Source organism: Mesorhizobium sp. P5_C1 (genome assembly GCF_054049815.1).
In genome coordinates this window covers 1-21,732 of the sequence record NZ_JBFULQ010000039.1, presented here as the reverse complement: position 1 = coordinate 21,732, position 21,732 = coordinate 1, and the positions used below count along the sequence as shown (strand labels likewise).

23 protein-coding genes are annotated in these 21,732 nt (G+C 64.4%); 11 read left to right on the top strand and 12 right to left on the bottom strand.

Features of this window, described 5'->3' with window-relative positions; all coding sequences use genetic code 11:
* Positions 1–35: 35 nt before the first annotated feature.
* From ACXJ7R_RS05670 to ACXJ7R_RS05650, 5 genes are all read left to right on the top strand, one after another.
* On the top strand, positions 36–1,013 hold the full coding sequence (locus ACXJ7R_RS05670) for a Bug family tripartite tricarboxylate transporter substrate binding protein (RefSeq protein ID WP_457150941.1): 978 nt from the start codon (positions 36–38) through the stop codon (positions 1,011–1,013).
* Positions 1,014–1,147: 134 nt separating this feature from the next.
* Positions 1,148–1,684 (top strand): tripartite tricarboxylate transporter TctB family protein, encoded by a 537-nt coding sequence (locus ACXJ7R_RS05665; protein WP_095084692.1) that lies wholly within the window; start codon positions 1,148–1,150, stop codon positions 1,682–1,684.
* A gap of 4 nt (positions 1,685–1,688) precedes the next feature.
* Positions 1,689–3,212: a tripartite tricarboxylate transporter permease gene (locus ACXJ7R_RS05660; protein WP_457150940.1), complete on the top strand. Its 1,524-nt coding sequence runs from the start codon at positions 1,689–1,691 to the stop codon at positions 3,210–3,212.
* A gap of 15 nt (positions 3,213–3,227) precedes the next feature.
* A complete protein-coding gene (locus tag ACXJ7R_RS05655; RefSeq protein ID WP_457150939.1) occupies positions 3,228–4,412 on the top strand; it encodes a CaiB/BaiF CoA transferase family protein in 1,185 nt (394 codons plus the stop codon).
* A complete protein-coding gene (locus ACXJ7R_RS05650) occupies positions 4,409–5,257 on the top strand; it encodes a citryl-CoA lyase (RefSeq protein ID WP_457150938.1) in 849 nt (282 codons plus the stop codon). The genes ACXJ7R_RS05655 and ACXJ7R_RS05650 overlap by 4 nt, the downstream gene beginning before the upstream one ends.
* Positions 5,258–5,266: 9 nt before the next feature.
* Here ACXJ7R_RS05650 and ACXJ7R_RS05645 read toward each other — a convergent pair whose 3' ends face one another.
* Both ACXJ7R_RS05645 and ACXJ7R_RS05640 read right to left on the bottom strand, forming a co-directional pair.
* On the bottom strand, positions 5,267–5,743 hold the full coding sequence (locus tag ACXJ7R_RS05645; RefSeq protein ID WP_457150937.1) for an NUDIX hydrolase: 477 nt from the start codon (positions 5,741–5,743) through the stop codon (positions 5,267–5,269).
* Positions 5,744–5,869: 126 nt separating this feature from the next.
* Positions 5,870–6,178: a hypothetical protein gene (locus ACXJ7R_RS05640; protein WP_457150936.1), complete on the bottom strand. Its 309-nt coding sequence runs from the start codon at positions 6,176–6,178 to the stop codon at positions 5,870–5,872.
* Between the two features lie 342 nt (positions 6,179–6,520).
* Here ACXJ7R_RS05640 and ACXJ7R_RS05635 point away from each other — a divergent pair, with 342 nt between their 5' ends.
* Positions 6,521–7,087 (top strand): invasion associated locus B family protein, encoded by a 567-nt coding sequence (locus ACXJ7R_RS05635; RefSeq protein WP_457150935.1) that lies wholly within the window; start codon positions 6,521–6,523, stop codon positions 7,085–7,087.
* A gap of 58 nt (positions 7,088–7,145) precedes the next feature.
* On the opposite strand, the gene coaBC is transcribed toward ACXJ7R_RS05635, so the two are convergent.
* The 3 genes from coaBC to ubiE form a co-directional block, all read right to left on the bottom strand.
* On the bottom strand, positions 7,146–8,615 hold the full coding sequence (coaBC, locus tag ACXJ7R_RS05630; protein WP_457150934.1) for a bifunctional phosphopantothenoylcysteine decarboxylase/phosphopantothenate--cysteine ligase CoaBC: 1,470 nt from the start codon (positions 8,613–8,615) through the stop codon (positions 7,146–7,148).
* Positions 8,616–8,708: 93 nt separating this feature from the next.
* Positions 8,709–10,283, bottom strand: a complete 1,575-nt coding sequence (ubiB, locus tag ACXJ7R_RS05625) for a 2-polyprenylphenol 6-hydroxylase (protein ID WP_457150933.1) — start codon at positions 10,281–10,283, stop codon at positions 8,709–8,711.
* 70 nt (positions 10,284–10,353) lie between these two features.
* Positions 10,354–11,130, bottom strand: a complete 777-nt coding sequence (gene ubiE, locus ACXJ7R_RS05620) for a bifunctional demethylmenaquinone methyltransferase/2-methoxy-6-polyprenyl-1,4-benzoquinol methylase UbiE (RefSeq protein WP_457150932.1) — start codon at positions 11,128–11,130, stop codon at positions 10,354–10,356.
* A gap of 134 nt (positions 11,131–11,264) precedes the next feature.
* On the opposite strand from ubiE, the gene ACXJ7R_RS05615 reads away from it, so the two are divergent.
* The 3 genes from ACXJ7R_RS05615 to ACXJ7R_RS05605 all read left to right on the top strand — a co-directional run bounded on the left by ACXJ7R_RS05615 (position 11,265) and on the right by ACXJ7R_RS05605 (position 13,700).
* Positions 11,265–12,239, top strand: coding sequence for an adenosine deaminase (locus tag ACXJ7R_RS05615; RefSeq protein ID WP_457150931.1), 975 nt, complete (start codon positions 11,265–11,267; stop codon positions 12,237–12,239).
* A gap of 147 nt (positions 12,240–12,386) precedes the next feature.
* A complete protein-coding gene (upp, locus tag ACXJ7R_RS05610; protein WP_095084682.1) occupies positions 12,387–13,016 on the top strand; it encodes a uracil phosphoribosyltransferase in 630 nt (209 codons plus the stop codon).
* A gap of 120 nt (positions 13,017–13,136) precedes the next feature.
* The gene (locus ACXJ7R_RS05605) at positions 13,137–13,700 is read left to right on the top strand and encodes a TIGR02281 family clan AA aspartic protease (RefSeq protein WP_457150930.1); all 564 of its coding nucleotides are present in this window, start codon (positions 13,137–13,139) and stop codon (positions 13,698–13,700) included.
* Positions 13,701–13,724: 24 nt separating this feature from the next.
* Here ACXJ7R_RS05605 and deoA read toward each other — a convergent pair whose 3' ends face one another.
* The 6 genes from deoA to ACXJ7R_RS05575 all read right to left on the bottom strand — a co-directional run bounded on the left by deoA (position 13,725) and on the right by ACXJ7R_RS05575 (position 19,997).
* Positions 13,725–15,044: a thymidine phosphorylase gene (deoA, locus tag ACXJ7R_RS05600; RefSeq protein WP_457150929.1), complete on the bottom strand. Its 1,320-nt coding sequence runs from the start codon at positions 15,042–15,044 to the stop codon at positions 13,725–13,727.
* Positions 15,044–15,853, bottom strand: a complete 810-nt coding sequence (locus tag ACXJ7R_RS05595) for a purine-nucleoside phosphorylase (RefSeq protein ID WP_184876839.1) — start codon at positions 15,851–15,853, stop codon at positions 15,044–15,046. Before ACXJ7R_RS05595 ends, deoA begins: the two co-directional genes overlap by 1 nt.
* Before the next feature lie 46 nt (positions 15,854–15,899).
* Positions 15,900–16,292: a cytidine deaminase gene (cdd, locus tag ACXJ7R_RS05590; protein ID WP_184876837.1), complete on the bottom strand. Its 393-nt coding sequence runs from the start codon at positions 16,290–16,292 to the stop codon at positions 15,900–15,902.
* A 63-nt stretch (positions 16,293–16,355) separates the two neighbouring features.
* The gene (locus tag ACXJ7R_RS05585; protein ID WP_095084677.1) at positions 16,356–17,327 is read right to left on the bottom strand and encodes an ABC transporter permease; all 972 of its coding nucleotides are present in this window, start codon (positions 17,325–17,327) and stop codon (positions 16,356–16,358) included.
* Position 17,328: 1 nt separating this feature from the next.
* A complete protein-coding gene (locus ACXJ7R_RS05580) occupies positions 17,329–18,468 on the bottom strand; it encodes an ABC transporter permease (RefSeq protein WP_457150928.1) in 1,140 nt (379 codons plus the stop codon).
* Positions 18,465–19,997, bottom strand: a complete 1,533-nt coding sequence (locus tag ACXJ7R_RS05575) for an ABC transporter ATP-binding protein (protein ID WP_457150927.1) — start codon at positions 19,995–19,997, stop codon at positions 18,465–18,467. The genes ACXJ7R_RS05580 and ACXJ7R_RS05575 overlap by 4 nt, the downstream gene beginning before the upstream one ends.
* Before the next feature lie 241 nt (positions 19,998–20,238).
* On the opposite strand from ACXJ7R_RS05575, the gene ACXJ7R_RS05570 reads away from it, so the two are divergent.
* Together ACXJ7R_RS05570 and ACXJ7R_RS05565 are read left to right on the top strand one after the other, a co-directional pair.
* Complete coding sequence (locus ACXJ7R_RS05570; RefSeq protein WP_184877134.1) at positions 20,239–20,445, top strand: SlyX family protein; 207 nt, start codon at positions 20,239–20,241, stop codon at positions 20,443–20,445.
* A 22-nt stretch (positions 20,446–20,467) separates the two neighbouring features.
* Positions 20,468–20,866 carry a hypothetical protein gene (locus ACXJ7R_RS05565; protein WP_095084673.1) on the top strand — a complete coding sequence of 133 codons (399 nt, stop codon included), beginning with the start codon at positions 20,468–20,470 and terminating at the stop codon, positions 20,864–20,866.
* 64 nt (positions 20,867–20,930) lie between these two features.
* Here ACXJ7R_RS05565 and ACXJ7R_RS05560 read toward each other — a convergent pair.
* The coding region (locus ACXJ7R_RS05560; RefSeq protein ID WP_457150926.1) for a BMP family lipoprotein at positions 20,931–21,732 on the bottom strand (802 nt) is incomplete at its 5' end.

Sequence of the window (21,732 nt, the reverse complement as noted above, 5' to 3'; positions counted from 1 at the left end):
GCACCAGAGGAGGTGTCGTGATCTGGAGGAATCCCATGCTGAACAGACGCAGATTTTTGATGAGCACGGCCGCGGCAGGCGCTGCCGGCTTTGCAGGACTACATCTCTCTCCCGCTTTCGCCGAAGGCGCGCCGCAGATCCAGATTTTCGTGCCGGCGGCACCTGGCGGCGGCTGGGACCAGACAGGGCGCACGATGGATCAGGTGCTGCGCAGCGAAAAGCTGATCTCCGGTTCGCAGATCACCAATGTCGGCGGCGCCGGCGGCACGGTCGGGCTGCCGCAGTTCATCAACCAATGGAACGGCAAAGGCAATTCGCTGATGGTTGCCGGCATGGTCATGGTCGGCGCGATCATCGCCAACAAGGCTGCCAACAATCTGACGCAAGTCACGCCGATCGCGCGCCTTACCGGCGAGTTCGAGGCCTTGGTGGTGCCGGCGGAGTCGCCGTTCAAGACGGCAGCTGATTTCGTCGCCGCACTCAAGGCCGATCCGACAAAGGTTCCTGTCGCTGGCGGCTCGGCCGGCGGTTCGGATCACATCCTGTTTGGGCTGATTGCCAAGACCGTCGGCGTGCCGGCGACAAACCTGTCCTACGTGCCGTTCGCCGGCGGCGGCGAGGCACTGTCGGCGCTGCTCGGCAATCAGGTGGCGGCCGGCATCTCCGGCTTCGGCGAGTTCTCCGAGCAGGTCAAGGCGGGCGCACTGCGGCTGCTTGCCATCTCGGCCGACAAGCGCCAGGACGGCATCGACGCGCCGACGCTGAAGGAAGCCGGCATCGATGTCGAGCTGTTCAACTGGCGCGGGGTCTTCGCACCTCCCGGCGTTTCCGATGCCGACAAGGCGGCGATGATCACGCTGGTCGAGAGCATGGCCAAGAGCGACGCCTGGGCGACCGAGTGCAAGAACCGCAACTGGACGCAGATCCTGCTCACGGGCGACGATTATGCGAAATTCGTTGCCGAGGATACGGCCCGCATCGAGGCCATCCTGAAAGACCTCGGGCTCGCCTGATCTTCCCAAAAGGGGGCGGCGCTCGCCGCCCCTTCTCGCATGGAATGCAAAGCCGGCACTGCGGTGAGGACCGGCCGTGCGGTGCCGGGCATCTTGGCCAGCTATCCTGGCCAGTATTCTTGGGGAGGACAATCATGAGCAGCAGTGACCAGCAGGCGGCGTCGTCGCGCCTTGCCGTGCCGGAATTGTTGATCGGCGTCGGGCTTCTGGCCTGCGCCGGCGCTGTAGCCTGGCAGACGCTGGCGATCCCGGTGTCGCCGCTCTACTCCAAAGTCGGCCCGACCGTCTTTCCCTACCTCACCATGGTCGGTCTTGTGGTGCTTTCCCTGTTGCTCATCCTCGCGGCGCTTCGCGGCGGCTGGCAACCGGAGGAGGAAAAGGAAACGCCGACCGACTGGAAGGCGATGGGTTTCGTCGTCATCGGCCTCGTCGCCAACCTGCTGCTGATCCAGCCGCTGGGCTTCACGGCGGCATCCGTCATCATGTTCGTTCTCGTCTGCTACGGCTTCGGCAGCAAGCGCACGCTGCGCGACGTAGGGCTCGGCCTGATCCTGGCGCTGGCCGCCTATTTCGGCTTCGCCAGGGCGCTCGGCGTCAACATCGGCGCCGGCTTCATCGAGAACCAGCTGAACACGGTGATCGATGCGATCATCGGCACGTTTGGAGCCTGACGCCATGGAAACGCTCGGCCATCTCGCACACGGCTTCTCGGTAGCCTTCACCCCAGTCAATCTTCTGTGGTGCCTGCTCGGCACCACGCTTGGCACCGCCATCGGCGTGCTGCCCGGTCTCGGGCCGGCGCTGACCATCGCCCTGCTTTTGCCGATCACCTACCAGGTGGCGCCGGAGGCCTCTTTCATCCTGTTCGCCGGCATCTATTACGGCGCCATGTATGGCGGCTCGACAACGTCGATCCTGCTCAACACGCCTGGCGAAAGCGCCACCATCGTCACCGCGCTGGAAGGCAACAAGATGGCGCGGTCCGGCCGCGGCGGGGCCGCACTTGCCACCTCGGCGATCGGTTCCTTCGTCGCGGGCACCATCGGCACCTTGGGCGTCGCCTTCCTGGCGCCCGTGGTGGTCAAATTCGCGCTCGCCTTCGGCCCGGCCGAATATTTCTCGCTGATGGTGTTGGCCTTCATCACGGTTTCGGCGGTGCTGGGCTCCTCGTCGGTGCGCGGCCTCACCAGCCTGTTCGCCGGCTTCGTCATCGGCATGATCGGCGTCGACCTGCAGACCGGCCAGCCGCGCTTTACCTTCGGCATGACCGAACTGCTTGACGGCGTCGACGTCATCATCTGCGCCGTCGGCCTGTTCGCCGTCGGCGAGACACTCTACATGGCTTCGCGCCGCTATGCCGGCAAGGACGAGATCGTGCCGCTGAGGGGCTCGCTCTACATGACAACAGCCGAATGGGCGCGTTCGTGGAAACCCTGGCTGCGCGGTGCGGCGATCGGCTTTCCGATCGGCGCCATGCCGGCAGGCGGCGCAGAAATCCCGACCTTCCTGTCCTACGCAATCGAAAAGAAGCTGTCGAACCACAAGGAGGAATTCGGCACGGTCGGCGCCATCGAAGGCGTTGCCGGTCCCGAGGCCGCCAACAATGCGTCCGCGGCCGGCGTGCTGGTGCCGATGCTGACGCTCGGCCTGCCGACCTCGGCGACGGCGGCGATCATGCTGTCGGCGTTCCAGAGCTATGGCATCAATCCGGGGCCGCTGCTTTTGACGACGCAGGGCGACCTCGTCTGGGGACTGATCGCCAGCCTGTTCATCGCCAACGTCATCCTCGTCATCCTCAACCTGCCGCTGATCGGGCTGTGGGTGCGGCTGTTGAAGATCCCGGCGCCGCAGCTCTATGCCGGCATCCTGGTGTTCGCCACGGTCGGCACCTATGGCATCTCGCAATCGCCTATCGACCTCGTCATCCTCTATCTCCTGGGGGCGGCCGGGTTCCTGATGCGGCGCTTCGATTTCCCGACCGCGCCGGTCATCATCGGCATGATCCTGGGGCCACTCGCCGAAACCCAGTTCCGCCGGGCGATGACCATCTCGAATGGCGACTGGTCGGTGTTCTACAAGCATCCGCTGTCGCTGACGCTGCTGACGCTCGCCTTCATCGGCCTGGTCGGGCCGCATATCTGGGCCTATGTCGAGCACCGCCGGCGGCGTGGACCGGAGCATGTGCCGGGCGATGCCTGATCGATTTGAGCTGTCATGACCGAATTGCTTTCCGGTATCCGCGTCCTCGACCTGACCAACGTCCTGGCCGGGCCCTATTGTGCCTATCAGCTGGCGCTGCTCGGGGCCGACGTGATCAAGGTCGAGGTCCCGCAAGGCGGCGACCTGGCACGCCAGCTCGGCGGATCGCCAACGCTCAACAGCGCCGGCATGGGCGCCTCGTTCCTGGCGCAGAACGCCGGCAAACGATCGGTGGTGCTCGACCTCAAGAAGCCGGCCGATCGCGAACGCTTCCTCGATCTGGTCGCGAGCGCCGATGCGTTGGTGGAGAACTTCCGCCCCGGCGTGATGGATCGGCTCGGCCTTGGCTACGAGGCGCTCAAGGCGGTCCGCCCCGGCCTTGTCTATTGCGCGATATCCGGTTTTGGCCAGACCGGGCCGATGCGTGACAATCCCGCCTATGACCAGATCATCCAGGGCCTGTCGGGGATCATGAGCATCACCGGCACGCCGGAGACGGCGCCGCTGCGGGTCGGCTATCCCGTCGCCGACACGCTTGGGGGGCTGGTCGGGGCGTTCGCAATCGCCTCGGCGCTGGTGCGACAGAAGACGAACGGCGAGGGCGCCTTTCTCGACGTCTCGATGCTCGAATGCACGCTCTCGGCGCTCGGCTGGCCGGTCTCCAACTACCTGACGGCAGCGGTCGATCCGCAGCCGATGGGCAATGAGAACATGACAGCGGCGCCGTCCGGCGCCTTTCGCACCGGCGACGGACTGCTCAACATCGCCGCCAACAAGCAGGAGCAGTTCGTGGCGCTGTGCCGGCTGATCGGGCGGCCGGAGCTGGCGGTGGATCCGCGCTTTGCCGAGCGCGAGACGCGCAAGCGCAACCGTGCGGCGCTCAAGGTCGAGATCGAGGACGCCTTGGCGGGCGCCGCGGCGGCAGTCTGGGAAGAGACGCTCAATCGCGCCGGCGTGCCCGCGGGCAGGGTGCTGACGATCCCGCAAGTGCTGGCCGAGCCGCAAGTGCTAGAACGCCAGGTGACCGCGAATTTCGAGGGCGTGCCGGGCATGGACAGGCCGCTGACGGTTCTGCGCGGCGGCTTCATGGTCGATGGCGCGGCACCCCTGCCGACGAAGCCGCCACCGGCGCTGGGCGAGCATATGGACGAGGTTTTCGCCGATCTGCCGCCGCGCGCCAAGGCAAAGGCACGGGCATGAGCACCGAGAAGAAGACCGGCCGTGAGCGCGGCGAGGAATGGTGGCAGACCGATATCATCGAGATGCGGCCCGGTGTCATCCGGCTTCGCGGCTATGAGATCCAGGATCTGATCGGCCGCGTCAGCTTCCCGGCGATGATCTGGCTGATGTTGCGTGGCGAGTTGCCCAGCGAGGACCAGGCGGCGCTGCTCGGCATTGCGCTGGGCGCCGCCGTCGACCATGGGCCGCAAGCGCCGTCGATCGCGATTGCGCGCATGGCTGCAACCTGCGGCGTCGGCATCAACAGCGCCATGGCCTCGGCCATCAACGTGCTCGGCGACGTGCATGGCGGTGCCGGCGAACAGGCGTTGACCTTCTACGGTGACATCGCTGTCGCGCTCGACGGTGGCATGACGCTGAATCAAGCCGTCTCGACGCGTCTCGACCGGTTCTTCGCCGAGGAGAAGGGTTATGTGCCAGGGCTCGGCCACCGTTTCCATCCGGTCGACCCGCGCGCGCCGCGCCTGCTGGAACTGACCCGCGCGTTTGCCGCGCGTGGTGTCGTCAATGGACGCTTCGCCGACATCGCCGAGGCGATCGAGGCGGACGTCGCCCGGCGCAAAGGGAAAAAGATACCGCTCAACATCGATGGCGCCACCGCCGTCATCTATGGCGAACTCGGCTTTCCGCCGCCGCTGACGCGCGGGCTTTTCGTGCTGTCGCGCTCGGTCGGCATCCTGGCGCATGCCTGGGAACAGTCGCAGCAAGTCGAGCGAAACAAAGGGCCGCTGCCGCGCGAATGGTTGTGGGCCTATACCGGCGCGCCGGTGCGTCCCTTTCCCGAAGCGGGCGACACGAGCGAGTGAAGTCCAGCCTCAGGCGAGGTCGAGTGGCTCKGGCTTGGCAATCATCAAGTTCGCCACCAGGGTCGAAAGGTCCGGCTCATCGATGAGCGTGGCCGCATCTGCGGCCGGCAGCCAGGCCCGCTGCCGCCGTTTGGCTTCCTGCCAGTCGGCCAGTTCCTCGGTGACCTCCAGCAGATAGACGATGACGTCGACCCGGACGAAGCGGTTGGCCAGCCGTTTCCAGTAGGAGTAGGTGCCCGCCGGCTCCTTCAGCGTCTTGCCGAGCACGCCGGCTTCCTCTCGCGCTTCGATGGTGGCCGCCTTGCGTCCGCTCTTGCCCTTCATCGGCCAGCCCTTGGGGACGATGAAGCGTCTTGTGGTTCGCGATGTGACCAGCATCACCTCGACATCGCCACGCGCGTTCAGCCGAAACGGAATCGCCGCCACCTGACGGATGCTCTCGCCCTTCTTTGCCTTGCGTACGGCCTTCTTCTTGGTGGCTATCATTCGTGAATCCAGTCGATGCAATGCCGCATAGCGCGACAAGGCATCGTTGCAAAACCAAAACTTTCGCGTGTGCCGAGAGACACTCCGAATACATAAGTCGGCTAATAAATGAAAAACGCCGGCTTGTCAGCGGCAATTGCTCAAGGCGGTGACGCCGATTATCTGCGTCGTGCAGCTTGGCGTGTATTGTGGCACCACCGGCTGCGGTTGCTGGACGATCTGGCGGTCCTGGGCACGATACTGCTGCTGTTGCTGCTGGTAGAGCTGCCGCTGCACCCGGTTCTGCAGGATTTGCAGGTCGTTCTGCCGGATCAGCGCGTTGTTGCCGTTGAGGGAATTGACGGCTTGCGCGGAAGCCGGCAGGCAAGCGCCGGCCAGCACTGCCGTCGCCAGCATTGCCGATGTGAAAACCATCGATGGTCGAAACGCCGACATCCGCTCTTTCCCGCGTGAAGAACTCATGGCCTTAATATAGGGCGTCTGTGCGGCTGTGCCATATCTTGGGGCTGATCGAAAACAATATCGGGTTGTCGACCGGCGAGGGCCACCTCACGGCGGCAGAGAATCTGCCTGACAACCTCGCATTGCACTTGACGGAGGTCGTCGATTCGCCGCTCTATCGGTCGGCGCCCGTCGTGAACTGAGTGGCGTCAATGGGCGCCGGCCGTCAGCTATGACGGCGCCTCCGGCGAAACGGTTTAAACAGAACGCGATCGGCGCGTCTCTCAAGGTCAGCATCCAGCTGGCCCCAGGCGGAGCCGGGCGGGAGGAGTCTTGATGAGGAAGTACGCGTATTTCGTGGCAATGCTGGGTGTAGCCTGCGTCGTCGGTGTGCCGGCCGTGGCGGCGCAAACCAAGACCGCGGCGGCGCCGGCCGCCGATGCGCCGCAACTGCCCGGTGGCGCGTCGGCGCTGTCCGAGACTCATGGCGACTGGACGGTCAATTGCCAGATTTCCGGCGCGACCAAGACCTGCAGCCTGTCGCATCAGCAATTCAACAAGCAAAACAACCAGCGCCTGCTGGCGATCGAACTGTCGAGCAAGACCGGCGAGGATGCCGCCGGTACGCTCGCCCTGCCGTTCGGCCTGGCGCTGGCCAAGGGCGTCAGCCTGAGCATCGACGACCAGAAACTGGATGGCAGCCTGCCATTCAACACCTGCCAGGTCGTCGGMTGCCTGGTGCCGGTGGCGTTCGATGCGACCCTCACGCCGCTGTTGAAGTCGGGCACCACCCTCAAGATCGATGCCTTCGCGGCAGACACCGGACAAGCGGTGACCTTTTCCATTCCGCTCAACGGTTTTGCCGGCGCCCTTGCCCGAACCGCCGAACTTTTGTCCAATTGATCGCAGGGTCATGCAGAGCCAAATGACCTGAAGTACACCGTCGTTCCAGCGCCGCTGGTCAAACGACGGTCGTCTTCAGCCGTTCGGCGATCAGGGCCGCGAGCCGTGCCGCCACCTCGTCCTTACTCATCTCTGGCCAATCCTCGACGCCGGCCCTGGACACGATCCGCACCCGATTGCGATCACCGCCCATCACGCCCGAAGGACCGATGCCGCTTTCGTGCGACACGTCGTTGGCCACGATGAAATCGGCGCCCTTCTTGCGAAGCTTGGCTTCCGCGTTGCGCAAGAGATCCTGTGTCTCGGCGGCGAAGCCGACCACAAGGCCGGGTCGCTGGCTGTGATGGCCAACCCCGGCGAGAATGTCGGGATTCTCGACCATGCGCAGCACCGGCGGTCCTTCGCCGGGGACCTTCTTGATCTTCTCACCGGCCGAGTTCTCGCTGCGCCAGTCGGCAACGGCGGCGACGAACACCGCGGCGTCCGCTGGCAGAAGCTGCTCCACCGCATCGCGCATCTCTTGCGCCCGTTCGACATGGATGGTCTTAACCCCGGCGGGATCGGCGATGTTGACCGGACCGGAGACGAGGCGGACATCGGCGCCGAGCCTGGCCAGTGCCGCCGCAATGGCGTGGCCCTGCTTGCCGGACGAACGGTTGGCGATATAGCGCACCGGGTCGATCGGCTCATGCGTCGGGCCGGAGGTGACGATGATCCTGCGTCCCGACAGCGGCTTGGGACTGACATCAAGCAGCGCCTCGATGGCGGCCACAATCTCCAGCGGCTCGGCCATGCGGCCTTCGCCCGCCTCATTGCTTTCGGCCATCTCGCCCCTGGCCGGACCGACAAAAGCGACGCCATCCTTCTGCAACGTCGCGCGGTTGCGGCGTGTCGCCGGATGCGCCCACATTCTTGGGTTCATGGCTGGCGCCATCAACACGGGCTTGTCGGTGGCGATCAGCACCGTCGAGGCAAGATCGTTGGCATGGCCGTTGGCAAGCTTGGCCATTAGGTCGGCGGTGGCGGGCGCCACCACCAGAAGGTCAGCCTCGCGTGACAGCCTGATATGGCCGACATCGTGCTCGTCATTGCGGTCGAACAGTTCGGTGAAGACATGATCGGCGGAGAGCGCGCCCACCGATAGCGTGGTGACGAATTCCTGAGCGGCTGATGTCATGACCACCCGCACCGCGGCACCTCGCTCGCGCAACCGGCGAATGAGATCGAGCGCCTTGTAGGCGGCGATGCCGCCGCCGATGATGAGCAGGACGCGCTTGCCGGAGAGGCCGCGCGGCAAGACCTTGCCTGCCGGTGCGGCAGCGGGAGTCGCTACGCCCTGCGAACTGGTCAGCTGGCGGAGGGTTTTCTCGATTTGGTCGATGCGGCCCGCAGAACCGATCTGCCCGTCAACGGCGGCCCGGATCATCACCCGCGCTTGCTCCTCCATGGAGCGGTCGTTCTCCGCCGCCAATCGGCGCAGCAGTTCCTTGACCTCATCGTCCAGGTTGCGGATCGTAATGCTGGCCATATGATTGCACTCTGCCGCAGTTTCTGAATGCAATGATAGCAATGCAATCAGATCGCTGCAAGTTGCGGCGCTAAACCCTGATGTTGCTGGGCGCTATATGATCTTCCAGGCGATATAGACCAGCGTCAGCGCGATCACCCATAGCGCCAGGCGGCCGGAGCGGCTGTAGCGCGCCTCGGCCTTGCCGATGGCGCGGGCGGTGGTCTCGTCGAAGCGCAGGCCGTGCTCGGCCATCAGGTCGATCTCACGCGACAGGCGATCTGTGCGCGCTGCAAGCTCGGGCGCCTGGCGGGCCAGCGTCAGCAGCGCCTTGGCGCCATCGCGCGCATCGACCATCATGCCACGCGGGCCAAGATTGCCGGCGATCCAGCCACTGACCACCGGCTCGGCCGTCTTCCACATGTTGAAGGCCGGGTCGAGCGTGCGCGCCACGCCCTCGACCACCACCATGGTCTTCTGCAGCAGGATCAGTTCCGGCCGCGTCGCCATGTCGAAGAGTTCGGTCACTTCGAACAGCAGGGTCAAAAGCTTGGCCATCGAAATGGTCTCTGCCGGCTGGCCGTGGATCGGTTCGCCGATCGCCCGGATCGCTTGCGCAAAGGCGGCGACATTATGCTGGCGCGGCACGTAGCCGGCTTCGAAATGCACTTCGGCGACACGCAGGTAGTCGCGGGTGATGAAGCCGTAGAGGATTTCGGCGAGGAAGCGGCGCTCCTTCTTGCCGAGCCTGCCGGCAATGCCGAGATCGACGGCGACGATGGTGCCGTTTGCTTCGACAAACAGATTGCCCGGATGCATGTCGGCGTGGAAGAAGCCATCGCGCAGCGTGTGGCGCAGGAACGACTGGATGAGGTTGGCGGCGATTGTCTTCAGGTCATGGCCGGCAGCGGCAAGACCGGCAATGTCGTTCATCTTGACGCCGTCGACCCACTCCATGGTCAGCACGTCGCGACCGGTGCGCTCCCAGTCGACGGATGGCACGCGAAAGCCCGGATCATCCTTGGTGTTTTCGCCGAGTTCCGAAAGGGCTGCCGCCTCGAGCCGGAGGTCCATCTCGATCCTGGTGGTCTGCGCCAACGTCTCGGTGACCTCGACCGGCCGTAGCCGGCGCGACGACGGGATGTACTTCTCCTGCAGGTGGGCGGCGAGGAAATAACTTTCGAGATCCTGGAAGAAGTGGCGGCGCACGCCCGGCCGGATGACCTTTACAGCGACCTTGGTTGCAGAGCCGTCATGGACGGTTTCGGCAGCGTGGACCTGGGCGATGGAAGCGGCTGCGACCGGGTCGCCGAATTGCGCGTAGAGATCGGCGACCTTGCGCCCGAGCGAAGCCTCGATAGCCGCGATCGCCTCGGCTCTCGGGAAGGTGTGCATCTTGTCCTGCAACATGGCGAGATCGAGCGCCATGTCGTTGCCGACGACGTCGGGCCGTGTCGCCAGGAACTGGCCTAGCTTGACATAGGACGGTCCGAGCCGGACGACCGCCTTGGCCAGCCGGTCGCTGCGCTCGTAGGCCAGTGCGCGGCGGCGCGTGAACAGCCGCGCCAGCCGCCAGCCGAACTTCGGCAGGCCGGACAACTCCTCGCCCGGCAAGGCGGCGACGACGCCTTCGCGCACCAGCACCCAGCCCGCCCGTACGAGCCGAAACCCAGCGCTGACGGTGCTCATGGCCGTGCCCGTCCTACCGGTTCTTCGAACCGGCATGGCGCACGTCGACTGTGAGAAATGCGGTCCAGCCTCAAAGCTTCCAGCCCGAATGAAGTGCCGCGATGCCACCGGAATAGTTGCGGAAGGAGACGCGATCGAAGCCGGCGCGGGAGATCATCGTCGCGAAATTCTGCTGGTTGGGAAACCTGGCGATCGATTCGACCAGATAGGAATAGGGCTCGCCGTCGCCGGTGACCATCTTGCCGATCTTCGGAATAGCGTTGAACGACCAGGCTTCATAGGCCTTGTCGAGCAACGGCATCTCGACTTCGGAAAATTCGAGGCAGAGGAACCGACCGCCCGGCTTCAGCACGCGGAACGCTTCACTGAGCGCGACATCGATGCGCGGCACGTTGCGAATGCCGAAAGCGATGGTGTAGGCATCGAATGTGGCGTCGGGGAAGGGCAGTTCCTCGGCATTGGCCTCGACGAAGTCGGTGTTGCCGGACAGGCCTTTCTTCTCGGCTCGATCGCGGCCGACGTCGAGCATCGAGCCATTGATGTCGAGCACGGTGGCATGGGCATTGCCGTGGCTCGCATCGACGATCCGGAAGGCGATGTCACCGGTGCCACCGGCAACGTCGAGCACGCGCCAGCCCATTCTTTTGGGAGGATGGAGCCAGGTGACCATGGCATCCTTCCACAGCCGGTGCAGGCCGACCGACATCAGATCGTTCATCAGGTCGTATCGGTTGGCAACCTTGTGGAAAACATCGTTGACCAGGGACTGCTTGTCGCCAGCCCCTACACGCTTGAAACCATAGGAGGTTTCCATGCCGCCCGCGGCCGTGGTTCTCTCAACTGACATTTTTTTGATCCGTCATAAAACYGGCGGGACCATAGCCGATCGATGGTGCGGGCGCTATTGTTTAAGGCGCGGTGTTCAGCCGCGCTTCCAGGTGTTGGATTTTCAAGACTTGGACTGACCGACGGGATGATTGAATGCCTTTGAAAGCGGAATTGCACTGCCACATTGAAGGGGCAGCGGCGCCTGAACTCGTCATCCGCCAGGCGCAGAAATACGGCAAGGATACCTCGCCCTATATCCAGAACGGTTCATTCGTCTGGCATGATTTCACATCCTTCCTCGCGGCCTACGATTTTTCCGCCGATCTGTTCCGGACGGAGGAGGATTATGCGCGGCTGGCCGACCATTATCTGACCAGCCTCGCCCGCGACGGCGCTATCTATTCCGAGGTGTTCACTTCGCCCGACCACGCCACGAAGGCCGGGCTGTCGCCCAAGGCCTACACCGACGCGCTTGGCGAAGGCATGGCCCGCGCCAAGGCCAAGACCGGCATCGAGGGCCGCATGATCGTCACCGGCGTACGCCATGTCGGCGTCGAGTCGATCGAGCAGGCGGCACGCTTCGCGGCGCGCTGCGGGCACCCGCTGGTCACCGGCTTCGGCGTCGCCGGCGACGAGCGCATCGGCGACATGGAGGACTATGTCAGGGCCTTCGAGATCGCACGCGAGGCCGGGCTCGGCATTACCATCCATGCCGGCGAACTGACAGGCTGGGAGACCGTCAAGGCGGCGCTCGATCACATCCGTCCCTCCCGCATCGGCCATGGCGTGCGCGCCATCGAAAACCCGGACCTTGTCCGGCGCATTGCCGATGAGGGCATCGTGCTGGAGTGCTGCCCCGGCTCCAACATCGCGCTCAAGGTGTTCGACAGTTTTGCCGACCATCCCTTTCCGGCCCTGCAGGCGGCCGGCTGCAAGGTGACGCTCAATTCCGACGATCCACCCTATTTCTGGACCTCGCTGAAGCGCGAATACGATACCGCCGCCGAGCATTTCTCGATGACCGAAAAAGCGCTGACCGCCGTCACCAGAACGGCCATCGAGGCCGCTTTCGTCGACCGAAAGACCAAGACCGCGCTTCTTGCCCGCCTCAACGGCGCCTCTCGCTGATTTCTTCCGACAAAGCTGTGGTCGGTGCTGGCCAAACGGTTCCTTGGCCGGCGTATTGCCGCTAGGGTTCACTCAAGCAGCTTGAAGCGCGGCGCGTCCGAAAGGGACCATGCGCGCACATTCGGGCGCAGGCATCAGGAGAACACCATGCAGGGCGTCACCGTCGTCGACCATCCGCTTGTCCAGCACAAGCTGACCATCATGCGCAAGAAGGAGACCTCGACGGCCGGCTTCCGGCGGCTGCTGCGCGAGATTTCGCTGTTGCTCGGCTATGAGGTCACCCGCAACCTCGAACTGACGACGACGACGATCGAAACGCCGATCGAGACGATGGAGGCGCCGACGCTGGAGGGCAAGAAGCTGGTTTTTGCCTCGGTGCTGCGCGCCGGCAACGGCTTGCTCGAAGGCCTGCTAGACCTGGTGCCGGCGGCCCGCGTCGCCCATATCGGCCTCTACCGCGACCATGAGACGCTGGAAGCGGTGGAATACTTCTTCAAGGCGCCGAGCGACCTCGCCGACCGGCTGGTGATCGTCGTCGATCCGATGCTGGCCACCGCCAATTCGGCGATCGCGGCGATCGACAAGCTGAAAGGGCGCGGCGCCACCAACATCCGCTTCCTTTGCCTGCTGGCGGCGCCCGAAGGCATCGAGCGCTTCACCAAGGCGCATCCGGATGTTCCCGTCTTCACCGCTTCGATCGACCGCCAGCTGAACGAAAAGGGCTACATCATGCCTGGGCTCGGTGATGCCGGCGACCGCATGTACGGGACCAAGTAGTACCAGGCAAAGTTGCCTGGTACGATTTACCAAATGTTTACGCAAAGGCGTGGTTTTGGCGTGCGTTAAAGCGGCAATCACCATCCGGGCTTATGGATCGGCCGTCACGAAGGCCGATCCATGCTGCGCAAACTTCTCATCCTTGGCGTTTTCGCCGGCACATCGGCATCGATACCGATCGTGTATCAGTCGAATCCGCAAATCATCGAGAACCTGCTGAGATCGCCGATGACGGGCAAGGCCGCGGTCGAAGCCCAGCCGGACGTCAATCTGGCAGCGGTGCCCGACAAGCCGGTCACACCGCTGCTGCTTGGCCGAAAGGTCATCGTTACGGCTGACGAGCGCGGACATTTCTCGTCGGCCTTCAAGCTCAACGGACGTCAGGTCGACGGCATGATCGACACCGGCGCCACGCTGGTTGCCATCAACACCTCGACGGCACGCAGGATTGGCCTGTCGCTGAACCCTTCCGACTTCAGCCACGAGGTCAGCACCGCCAACGGCTCGATCAAGGCTGCGGTGGCAATGATCGACCGCCTGCAGATCGGCAGCATCACGGTCAATGACGTCCAGACCATCGTGCTCGACGACAAGGCACTGCAGACCAATCTGATCGGCATGAGCTTCCTCAATCGGCTTGGCAAATTCCAGGCCGAGAATGGGACGCTGCTGCTCGTTCAATAATCTGCCGCGCGGAAGAATTCGCAATCAGCCGCGTGGAAGAATCCGCCGGATGACCGACTTGTCGGCGGCCGGCTTCGAAGCACCAATCGCATAGGCCGAAATCACGGCGGCGGCGGCCGCCTCGGCATCGGCCAACGAGCGGGCATGGATCAGCGCCAGCGGCTCGCCAGCCCGAACCTCCGCGCCGACCGGCAGCAGCCTGGTGATGCCGACCGCGTGATCGACCTTGTCGTCCGGCCGCGTGCGTCCGCCTCCCAGGCCAACCACGGCGAGCCCGATGTCGCGGGTCGTTATGCCGGTGACGAAGCCGTCTTCGGTCGCCTTGACGGCAAACTCGGTCGCCGCCACAGCCAAGTATTTTTCCGGTTTCTCGATGAAATCGGCGGGACCGCCGAGCGCGGCGACCATGCGCGCAAAAGTGGCGGCAGCGCGGCCGCTGGCAAGCGTCTCAGTGGCGCGCCGCATGCCATCCTGGTTCGACGACACCAGTCCCGCCGATTGCAGCATCTCGGCGGCGAGCGCCAGCGTCACGTCCTCCAGCCGACGATCACGAAGACGGCCTGTCAGGAAGTCGACGGCGTTGCGCACCTCGACCGCGTTGCCGGCGGCCGAGGCCAGCGGCTCGTTCATGCCGGTGATCAACGCCGAGGCCTTCAGGCCGGCGCCATTGGCGATCTCGACAAGGCTGTTGGCAAGCGCGGTCGCGTCCCGCGACTTTTCCATGAAGGCACCGTTGCCGACCTTGACGTCGAGCACCAGCGACTGCAGCCCGGCCGCCAGCTTCTTCGACAGGATCGAAGCGGTGATCAGCGGCACCGATTCGACCGTGCCGGTGACATCCCGGATCGCGTAGAGCCGTCGATCTGCCGGCGCGAGGTCCGCGGTCTGGCCGATGATGGCGCAGCCGGTTTCAAGCACGGCCTTGCGAAACAGCGCGATATCGGGCTCGCTGGTATAGCCAGGGATCGCATCCATCTTGTCCAGCGTGCCGCCGGTATGGCCAAGGCCACGGCCGGAGATCATCGGCACATAAGCGCCGCAGGCGGCGACGATTGGCGCCAGCATCAGCGAGACATTGTCGCCGACGCCGCCTGTCGAATGTTTGTCGGTCACCGGGCCGGGCAGGTCCGACCAGTCGAGCACGTCACCGGAATCGCGCATCGCCAGCGTCAGCGCCACCGCCTCGTCGCGGCTCATGCCGTTGAAGAACACCGCCATGGCGAAGGCGCCGACCTGGCCGTCCGAAACGGCCCCTTCGGTGATGCCCCCGACGAAGCCGGCGATCTCCTGCGCCGACAGCTTCAGGCCATCGCGCTTGCGTCGGATGATTTCCTGGGGAAGCATCAGCTCTCCAGCAGTCCGTCGCGGAACACGCGCTGCAGGATCGTTGCCAGCCGCGCGCCGCCGACCGGCGCCATGTCCTTGGTCTCCTGGTGCGAAAGCTCGGCCCCGGTCATGCCGGCCGCCAAATTGGTGATGACCGAGCAGGCGGCGACCCGAAGTCCGAGGAAGCGGGCAAGAATGACCTCCGGCACGGTCGACATGCCGACCGCATTGGCGCCCATGATGCGCGCCATGCGGATTTCGGCGGGCGTTTCGAAGCATGGGCCCGAGAACCACATGTAGACGCCCTTGTGAAGTGCTGTGCCGGTCGCCTTCGCCGCCCGTTCGATCGCCTTGCGGATGCCGGCGTCATAGGCCTCGGTCAGGCCGACGAAGCGGCTGTCGCTGGGCTCGCCGATCAGCGGATTGGTGCCCGAGAAATTGATGTGGTCCGATATGAGCATGACCGAGCCCGGCGGCATGTCGGGATCGACCGAACCGGCGGCATTGGTGAGGATCAGCTTGGTGATGCCGATACCGGCAAGCACTTCCAGCGCCGGCCGCATCGCGGCCGCGTTGCCGTGCTCGTAGTAATGGGCGCGGCCGGACAGCATCAGCACCGGCACGCCGGCGAACAGGCCCGCCACCACTTGGCCAGCATGGCCGGTGACGCCACTTCTGGGAAAGCCCGGCAGGTCGGCGTAGGAAATGCGGATCGGATCCTCGATCTGGTCGACCAGCCCGCCCAGGCCTGAACCCAGCACCAGTGCGGTCGACGGCGCCAGGCCGTCGAGCCTTTCGACGAGATGGTCGAGCGCCTTTTCCTTCATCGCAGCCAACTCTTCATTGCAGCCAGTTCTTCGTTCAACCAGGTCTTCATTTCAAAATGTCGCCGCGGAAACCGTAGGGCAGCATGTCGCCCATGGTCACGGTCTCGGCCACGCCGGCATTGTCGCAGAGATAGAGTTTTGTTTCCGGCCGGCAAAATTCGGCCAGCCGCTGCCGGCAGCCGCCGCAAGGCGAGCATTTCGCCATGCGTTCGGCAAGGACGGCGATTTCCACGATCTTGCCGCCGCCACCCATGATGTAGTGGCCGAGCGCGGTGGTCTCGGCGCACCAGCCTTCCGGATAGGAGGCAATTTCGATGTTGGCGCCGGCAAAGACGCGCCCGTCCTCGGTGCGCAAGGCGGCGCCGACCGGGAACTTCGAATAGGGCGCATAGGCCTTGGCCATGGCAGCTTTGGCCGCTTCGAACAGATCATGCGACATTGGTTCGTTCTCTCCGACGATCGTGTCCAAAACCCGGCGCCTACGCCGGTCAGCGCTTCGACCTCAGCGTTCCTTGACGTAAGGCACGCCGCCGGCGCGCGGCGGGATCGCCTTGCCGATGAAGCCGGCGAGCAGGATGACGGTGAGGATATAGGGCAGCGCCTGCATGAACTGCACCGGCACCTTGCCGATGATGGGCAGCGGCGAGCCTTGCAGGCGGATCGCCGCCGCATCGAGGAAGCCGAACAAGAGGCAGGCGAACATGGCGTTGACCGGCTTCCACTTGGCGAAGATGAGCGCGGCCAGCGCGATGTAGCCCTTGCCGGCGGTCATGTCCTTCACGAAGCCGCCATTCTGCACCATCGACAGATAGGCACCGGCGATGCCGGTCAGCACGCCGGTGCAGATCAGCGCCCGGTAGCGCAGCCAGGCGACCGAGATACCGGCGGTGTCGACGGCGGCCGGGTTCTCGCCGACGGCGCGCAGCCTGAGGCCGAAGCGGGTGCGAAACAGCACCCACCAGGTGAACGGCACCATCAGGAAAGCGAGATAGACCAGGATCGAGTGGCCCGACAGAAGCTCGGCATAGATCGGTCCGATGATCGGCACGTCGTGGATGGCGTCGGCACCCGGCCAGGTGATGGCCTCGAAGCGCTCGCCCGGTTGCAACGCCGGCGTGCGCCCGCCTTGCTGGAACCACGCCTGGCCGAGGATGATGGTCGATCCGGCGGCGATGAAATTGATCGCCACGCCAGAGACGATCTGGTTGCCGCGGTGGGTGATCGAGGCAAAGCCGTGGACCATGGCAAAGGCGACGGAGATCAGGATGGCCATGCCGAGGCCGAGAAAGGCCGAATGGAACACGGAAGCGGCCGCGGCACCGGCGAAGGCCCCGACCAGCATCTTGCCTTCGAGGCCGATGTCGAAGATGCCGGCGCGCTCCGAATAGAGGCCGGCAAGGCAAGCGAGCAGCAGCGGGACCGAGAGGCGGATGGTCGAGTCCAATGTCTGGACGATTGCGTTGAACACATCCATCTCAGGCACCCTTCCCCTTGACCGCTTCCATGCCGACCGATCGCGGACTGAACGAAGCGAACAGCGYCTGGATGTACGGCCTGAACATGTGCTCGAGCGCACCGGCGAACAGGATGACCAGACCCTGGATGATGACGATCATGTCGCGGCTGATCGCCGGCATTTCGAAGGCAAGCTCGGCGCCGCCCTGGTAGAGCATGCCGAACAGGATCGCCGCCAGCACGATGCCGACCGGGTGCAGGCGGCCCATCAGCGCCACGGCGATGCCGACGAAACCGGCGCCACTGACAAAGTCGATCGCGACATTGTGCTGGTCGCCCATCACGGGGTTAAGCGCCATCATGCCGGCCAGCGCGCCGGAGATCATCATGGCGGTGATGATGATGCGGGTTTCCGAAATACCGGCATAGCGTGCCGCCTTCGGGCTGTGGCCGTAGGTGCGCATCTCGTAGCCAAGCTTGGTGCGCCAGATCAGCAGCCAGACCAGGAAGGCCATGACCAGCGCCAGCAGGAAGCAAACATTGAGCGGTGCCGAGCGGATCTTGGCGCCGAACAGTTCGATGATCCAGTTGAGCTTCGGCAGTTCCGCGCCGGCAAGGAAGTTGCGCGTCTGCGGCGCTTGCGACCCTGCCGGCTTCAAGGGGCCGACCAGCAGGTAAACCATGATCGAAGCGGCGATGAAGTTGAACATGATGGTGGTGATGACGATGTGCGAGCCGCGCTTAGCCTGCAGATAAGCGGGGATAAGCGCCCACAACGCGCCCACGACCGACGAAGCGACGATGGCCAGCGGAAATGTCAGCCACCATGGCAGCACGCTGTCGAAGGAAAGACAGACGACGGCGATACCGAGGCCGGCGATGTAGGCCTGTCCCTCGGTGCCGATGTTGAACAGGCCGCAATGCGCTGCCACCGCCACCGAAAGCCCGGTGAATATGAAGGTCGTGGCATAGAAGAGGGTGAAGGCAATGCCTGTGCCCTTGCCGAAGGCGCCTTCGACCAGGATGACCGCGGCGCGCAACGGGTTCTCGCCGACCAGAAGCACGACGAAACCGGCGACGACGAAGGCAACGAACAGGTTGATCAGCGGGATCAGGCCGTAGTCGGCCCAGGCCGGCAGTTTGGCGTAAGGCGTGCTCATTGGGCGGCCTCCTGGTGCTCGACACCGGCCATCAGCAGGCCAAGTTCGCCTTCGGTCGCTTCCGGGCCGCGCTCGCCAACGATGCGGCCGGCAAACATCACCAGGATGCGGTCGGAGAGCGAGCGGATCTCGTCCAGCTCGACCGAGACCACCAGCACCGCCTTGCCCTGGTCGCGCATGGCGATCAGGCGCTTGTGGATGAATTCGATGGCGCCGACATCGACGCCGCGTGTCGGCTGGCCGACGATGAGAACACCCGGGTCCTGTTCCATTTCCCGCGCCAGCACGATCTTCTGCTGGTTGCCGCCGGAAAAGTTCGCGGTCTTCAGCCGGCAGTCGGCCGGACGGATGTCGTATTTGGCGATCTTGTCCTTGGCATCGTTGCGGATGGCATCGATGTTGAGGAACGGCCCTTTCAAATAGCGAGGGTCGTCGTGATAGCCGAGGATGGAATTCTCGTTCTCCTCGAAGGCCAGCACCAGCCCGACGTGATGGCGGTCCTCCGGCACATGGGCGAGGCCGCGGTCGCGCAATTCGCCCGGATCGGCGGCACCCGTCAGGTCGATCGGCTTGCCGTCGAGCATGACCGAGCCGGAAACGGCGTGCCGGATGCCGGAAATCGCCTCAAGCAGCTCGGATTGCCCGTTGCCGGCGACGCCGGCGATGCCGACGATCTCGCCGGCGCGAATGTCGAAGGAGATGTCGTCGACCATGGTGACGCCGCGCGTATCCTTCACCGTCAGGTTCTTGACCGCGAGCTTGACGGCGCCAGCATCCGCCTCGCCCTTCTCGACCCTGAGCAGCACGCGCCGCCCGACCATCAGCTCGGCCAGTTCCTCGACGGTGGTCTTCCTGGTCTCGCGCGTCGCCACCATCGTGCCCTGGCGCATCACCGACACGGTGTCGGTGATGGCCATGATCTCGCGCAATTTGTGGGTGATCAGCACCACCGTCTTGCCCTGTTCCTTCAGCTGCCCGAGGATGCGGAACAGGTGGTCGGCCTCGGCCGGGGTCAGCACGCCCGTTGGCTCGTCGAGGATCAGGATCTCGGCGCCGCGATAGAGCGCCTTCAGGATTTCCACACGCTGCTGCAGGCCGACMGGCAGTTCCTCGATGATCGCATCGGGATCGACCTCSAGCCCATATTCGCGTTCSAGMCGSTCSAGYTCAGAGCGCGCCTTGGCGATGCTSCGCTTCAGCAGCGCATCGCTCTCGGYGCCSAGAATGATGTTTTCCAGCACCGAGAAATTGTCGACCAGCATGAAATGCTGATGCACCATGCCGATGCCGAGCGCGATGGCGTCATTGGGTGTCTTGATCGAGGCCGGCTGGCCGCCGACGTGGATCTCGCCGCTGTCGGCCTGGTAGAACCCATAGAGGATCGACATCAGCGTCGACTTGCCGGCGCCGTTCTCGCCGACAATGCCATGGATGGTACCGCGTGCGATCTCCAGATTGATGTCGCGGTTGGCGCGCACGGCGCCAAAACTCTTGTTGATACCAATCAACTCGATTGCGGCTTGCGCCATGCAGCCTGTCCCACTCTTATTTTTTATCGCTTGGTCAAAACGCCTAGCATGACACTCCGCCCGTGCCAATTGGCGGAGCATTGGTCACTCTCGACAAATCCCGGTGTGCTTGTCAATTTCCAACGTGGCCGGGGCCTTCACATTCGCTACTATGGCAAAGGTGAAATTGACATCGCGGCGCAAGGCGTCGCCATGCACTGCGCTGCGAGGCATTATGCTGCCAGACTGGGGACTTTGAATGATCATGCCCGCCGACCGGCTGACGACGCTGGAGATCCGCGCCGCCGAACAGGAGAAGACGATCGAAGAACTATCCGGCCAGATCGCCGAGCAGTGGAAGGTGATCGAGCGCATGCAGCGCAAGCTCGATGCGCTGACGGACCGCTTCCTGGCGCTGGAGGAGCAGGCGGCGCCGGACGTGCCCATAACCAAGCCGCCGCACTGGTGAGGAAGAAGGGGAGGGGGAAGTCATGGCCAGTGAAAGCGATCGCGTCGCGCGGGCCGGCGACTATGTGCTCGGCCTGATGAACGATGCGGAACGCGAACGGGCCGAGCGCGACCTGGAGATCGACGCTGCCTTCCGCGATGCGGTCGTGCAACTTGCTGAACGCATGCACCTCTTCGACCGCGCCAAACCGGCTGATGGCGAAGAGCGTTGGACGGAGATCACGCAGCGCATTGCCGACCTGCCGCAGATGCGCACCTTCGGTCTGGGCGGCAGCGATGCCAAATCACCGACGGTGATCCGAAGCCTGTCGCAGGCGCCGCACGGCTTCGGCCTGCACGCGCTTGGCGGCCGTCGCGGATTTGCCGTTGCCGTCGGGCTGATCGTGGTCTTCGCGCTGGGTTATCTGGCGGGCAAGCTATAGCCAACGCAAAACCGCCGGGCTTGCGCCCGGCGGTTTGCAGATAATGGCTGTACGTCCGTGCCGATCAATACGGGCAGGCGTTGTCGGCGGTGTAGTCGTGCACTTCGAGCTTGCCGGCGATGATGTCGGCTTTGGCCTTTTCGACCGCCGCCTTCATCTCGTCGGTCACCAGCGCCTTGTTGTTGTCGTCCATGGCGTAGTCGACGCCGCCTTCCTTGAGGCCGAGATTCTCGACGCCACCCTTGAAGGTGCCGTTCTTGCCGTCCAGGAAGGCGGTGTAGACGGCAACGTCGACGCGCTTGAGCATCGAGGTCAGCACCTTGCCGGGCTGCAGGCCGTTCTGGTTGGAATCGACGCCGATGCCGAGTTTGCCGGCATCCGCCGCAGCCTGGAGCACGCCGACGCCGGTGCCTCCAGCCGCGGCGTAGACCACATCGGAGCCCTGGTCGATCTGCGTCTTGGCGATCTCGCCGCCCTTGGCCGGGTCGTTCCAGGCAGCCGGCGTGTCGCCGGTCATGTTCTGGATGACGTCCGTCGCGCCTGCCGACTTGGCGCCGCCGACATAGCCGCATTCGAACTTGCGGATCAGCGGAATGTCCATGCCGCCGATGAAGGAGACCTTCTTAGACTTCGAAGCCATCGCCGCCATGATGCCGACGAGGTAAGAGCCCTCATTCTCCTTGAATACCAGCGAGCGGACATTGGGCAGATCGACGGCATCGTCGATGATGGCGAAGTTGAGGTCAGGATATTCGGCCGCGACCTTCTTCAGCGCATCCTCCCAGGCAAAGCCGGCCATGACGATGGGGTTGCGGCCGTCCTCGGCGAAGCGGCGCAGCGCCTGCTCGCGCTGCGAGGCGTTGGAC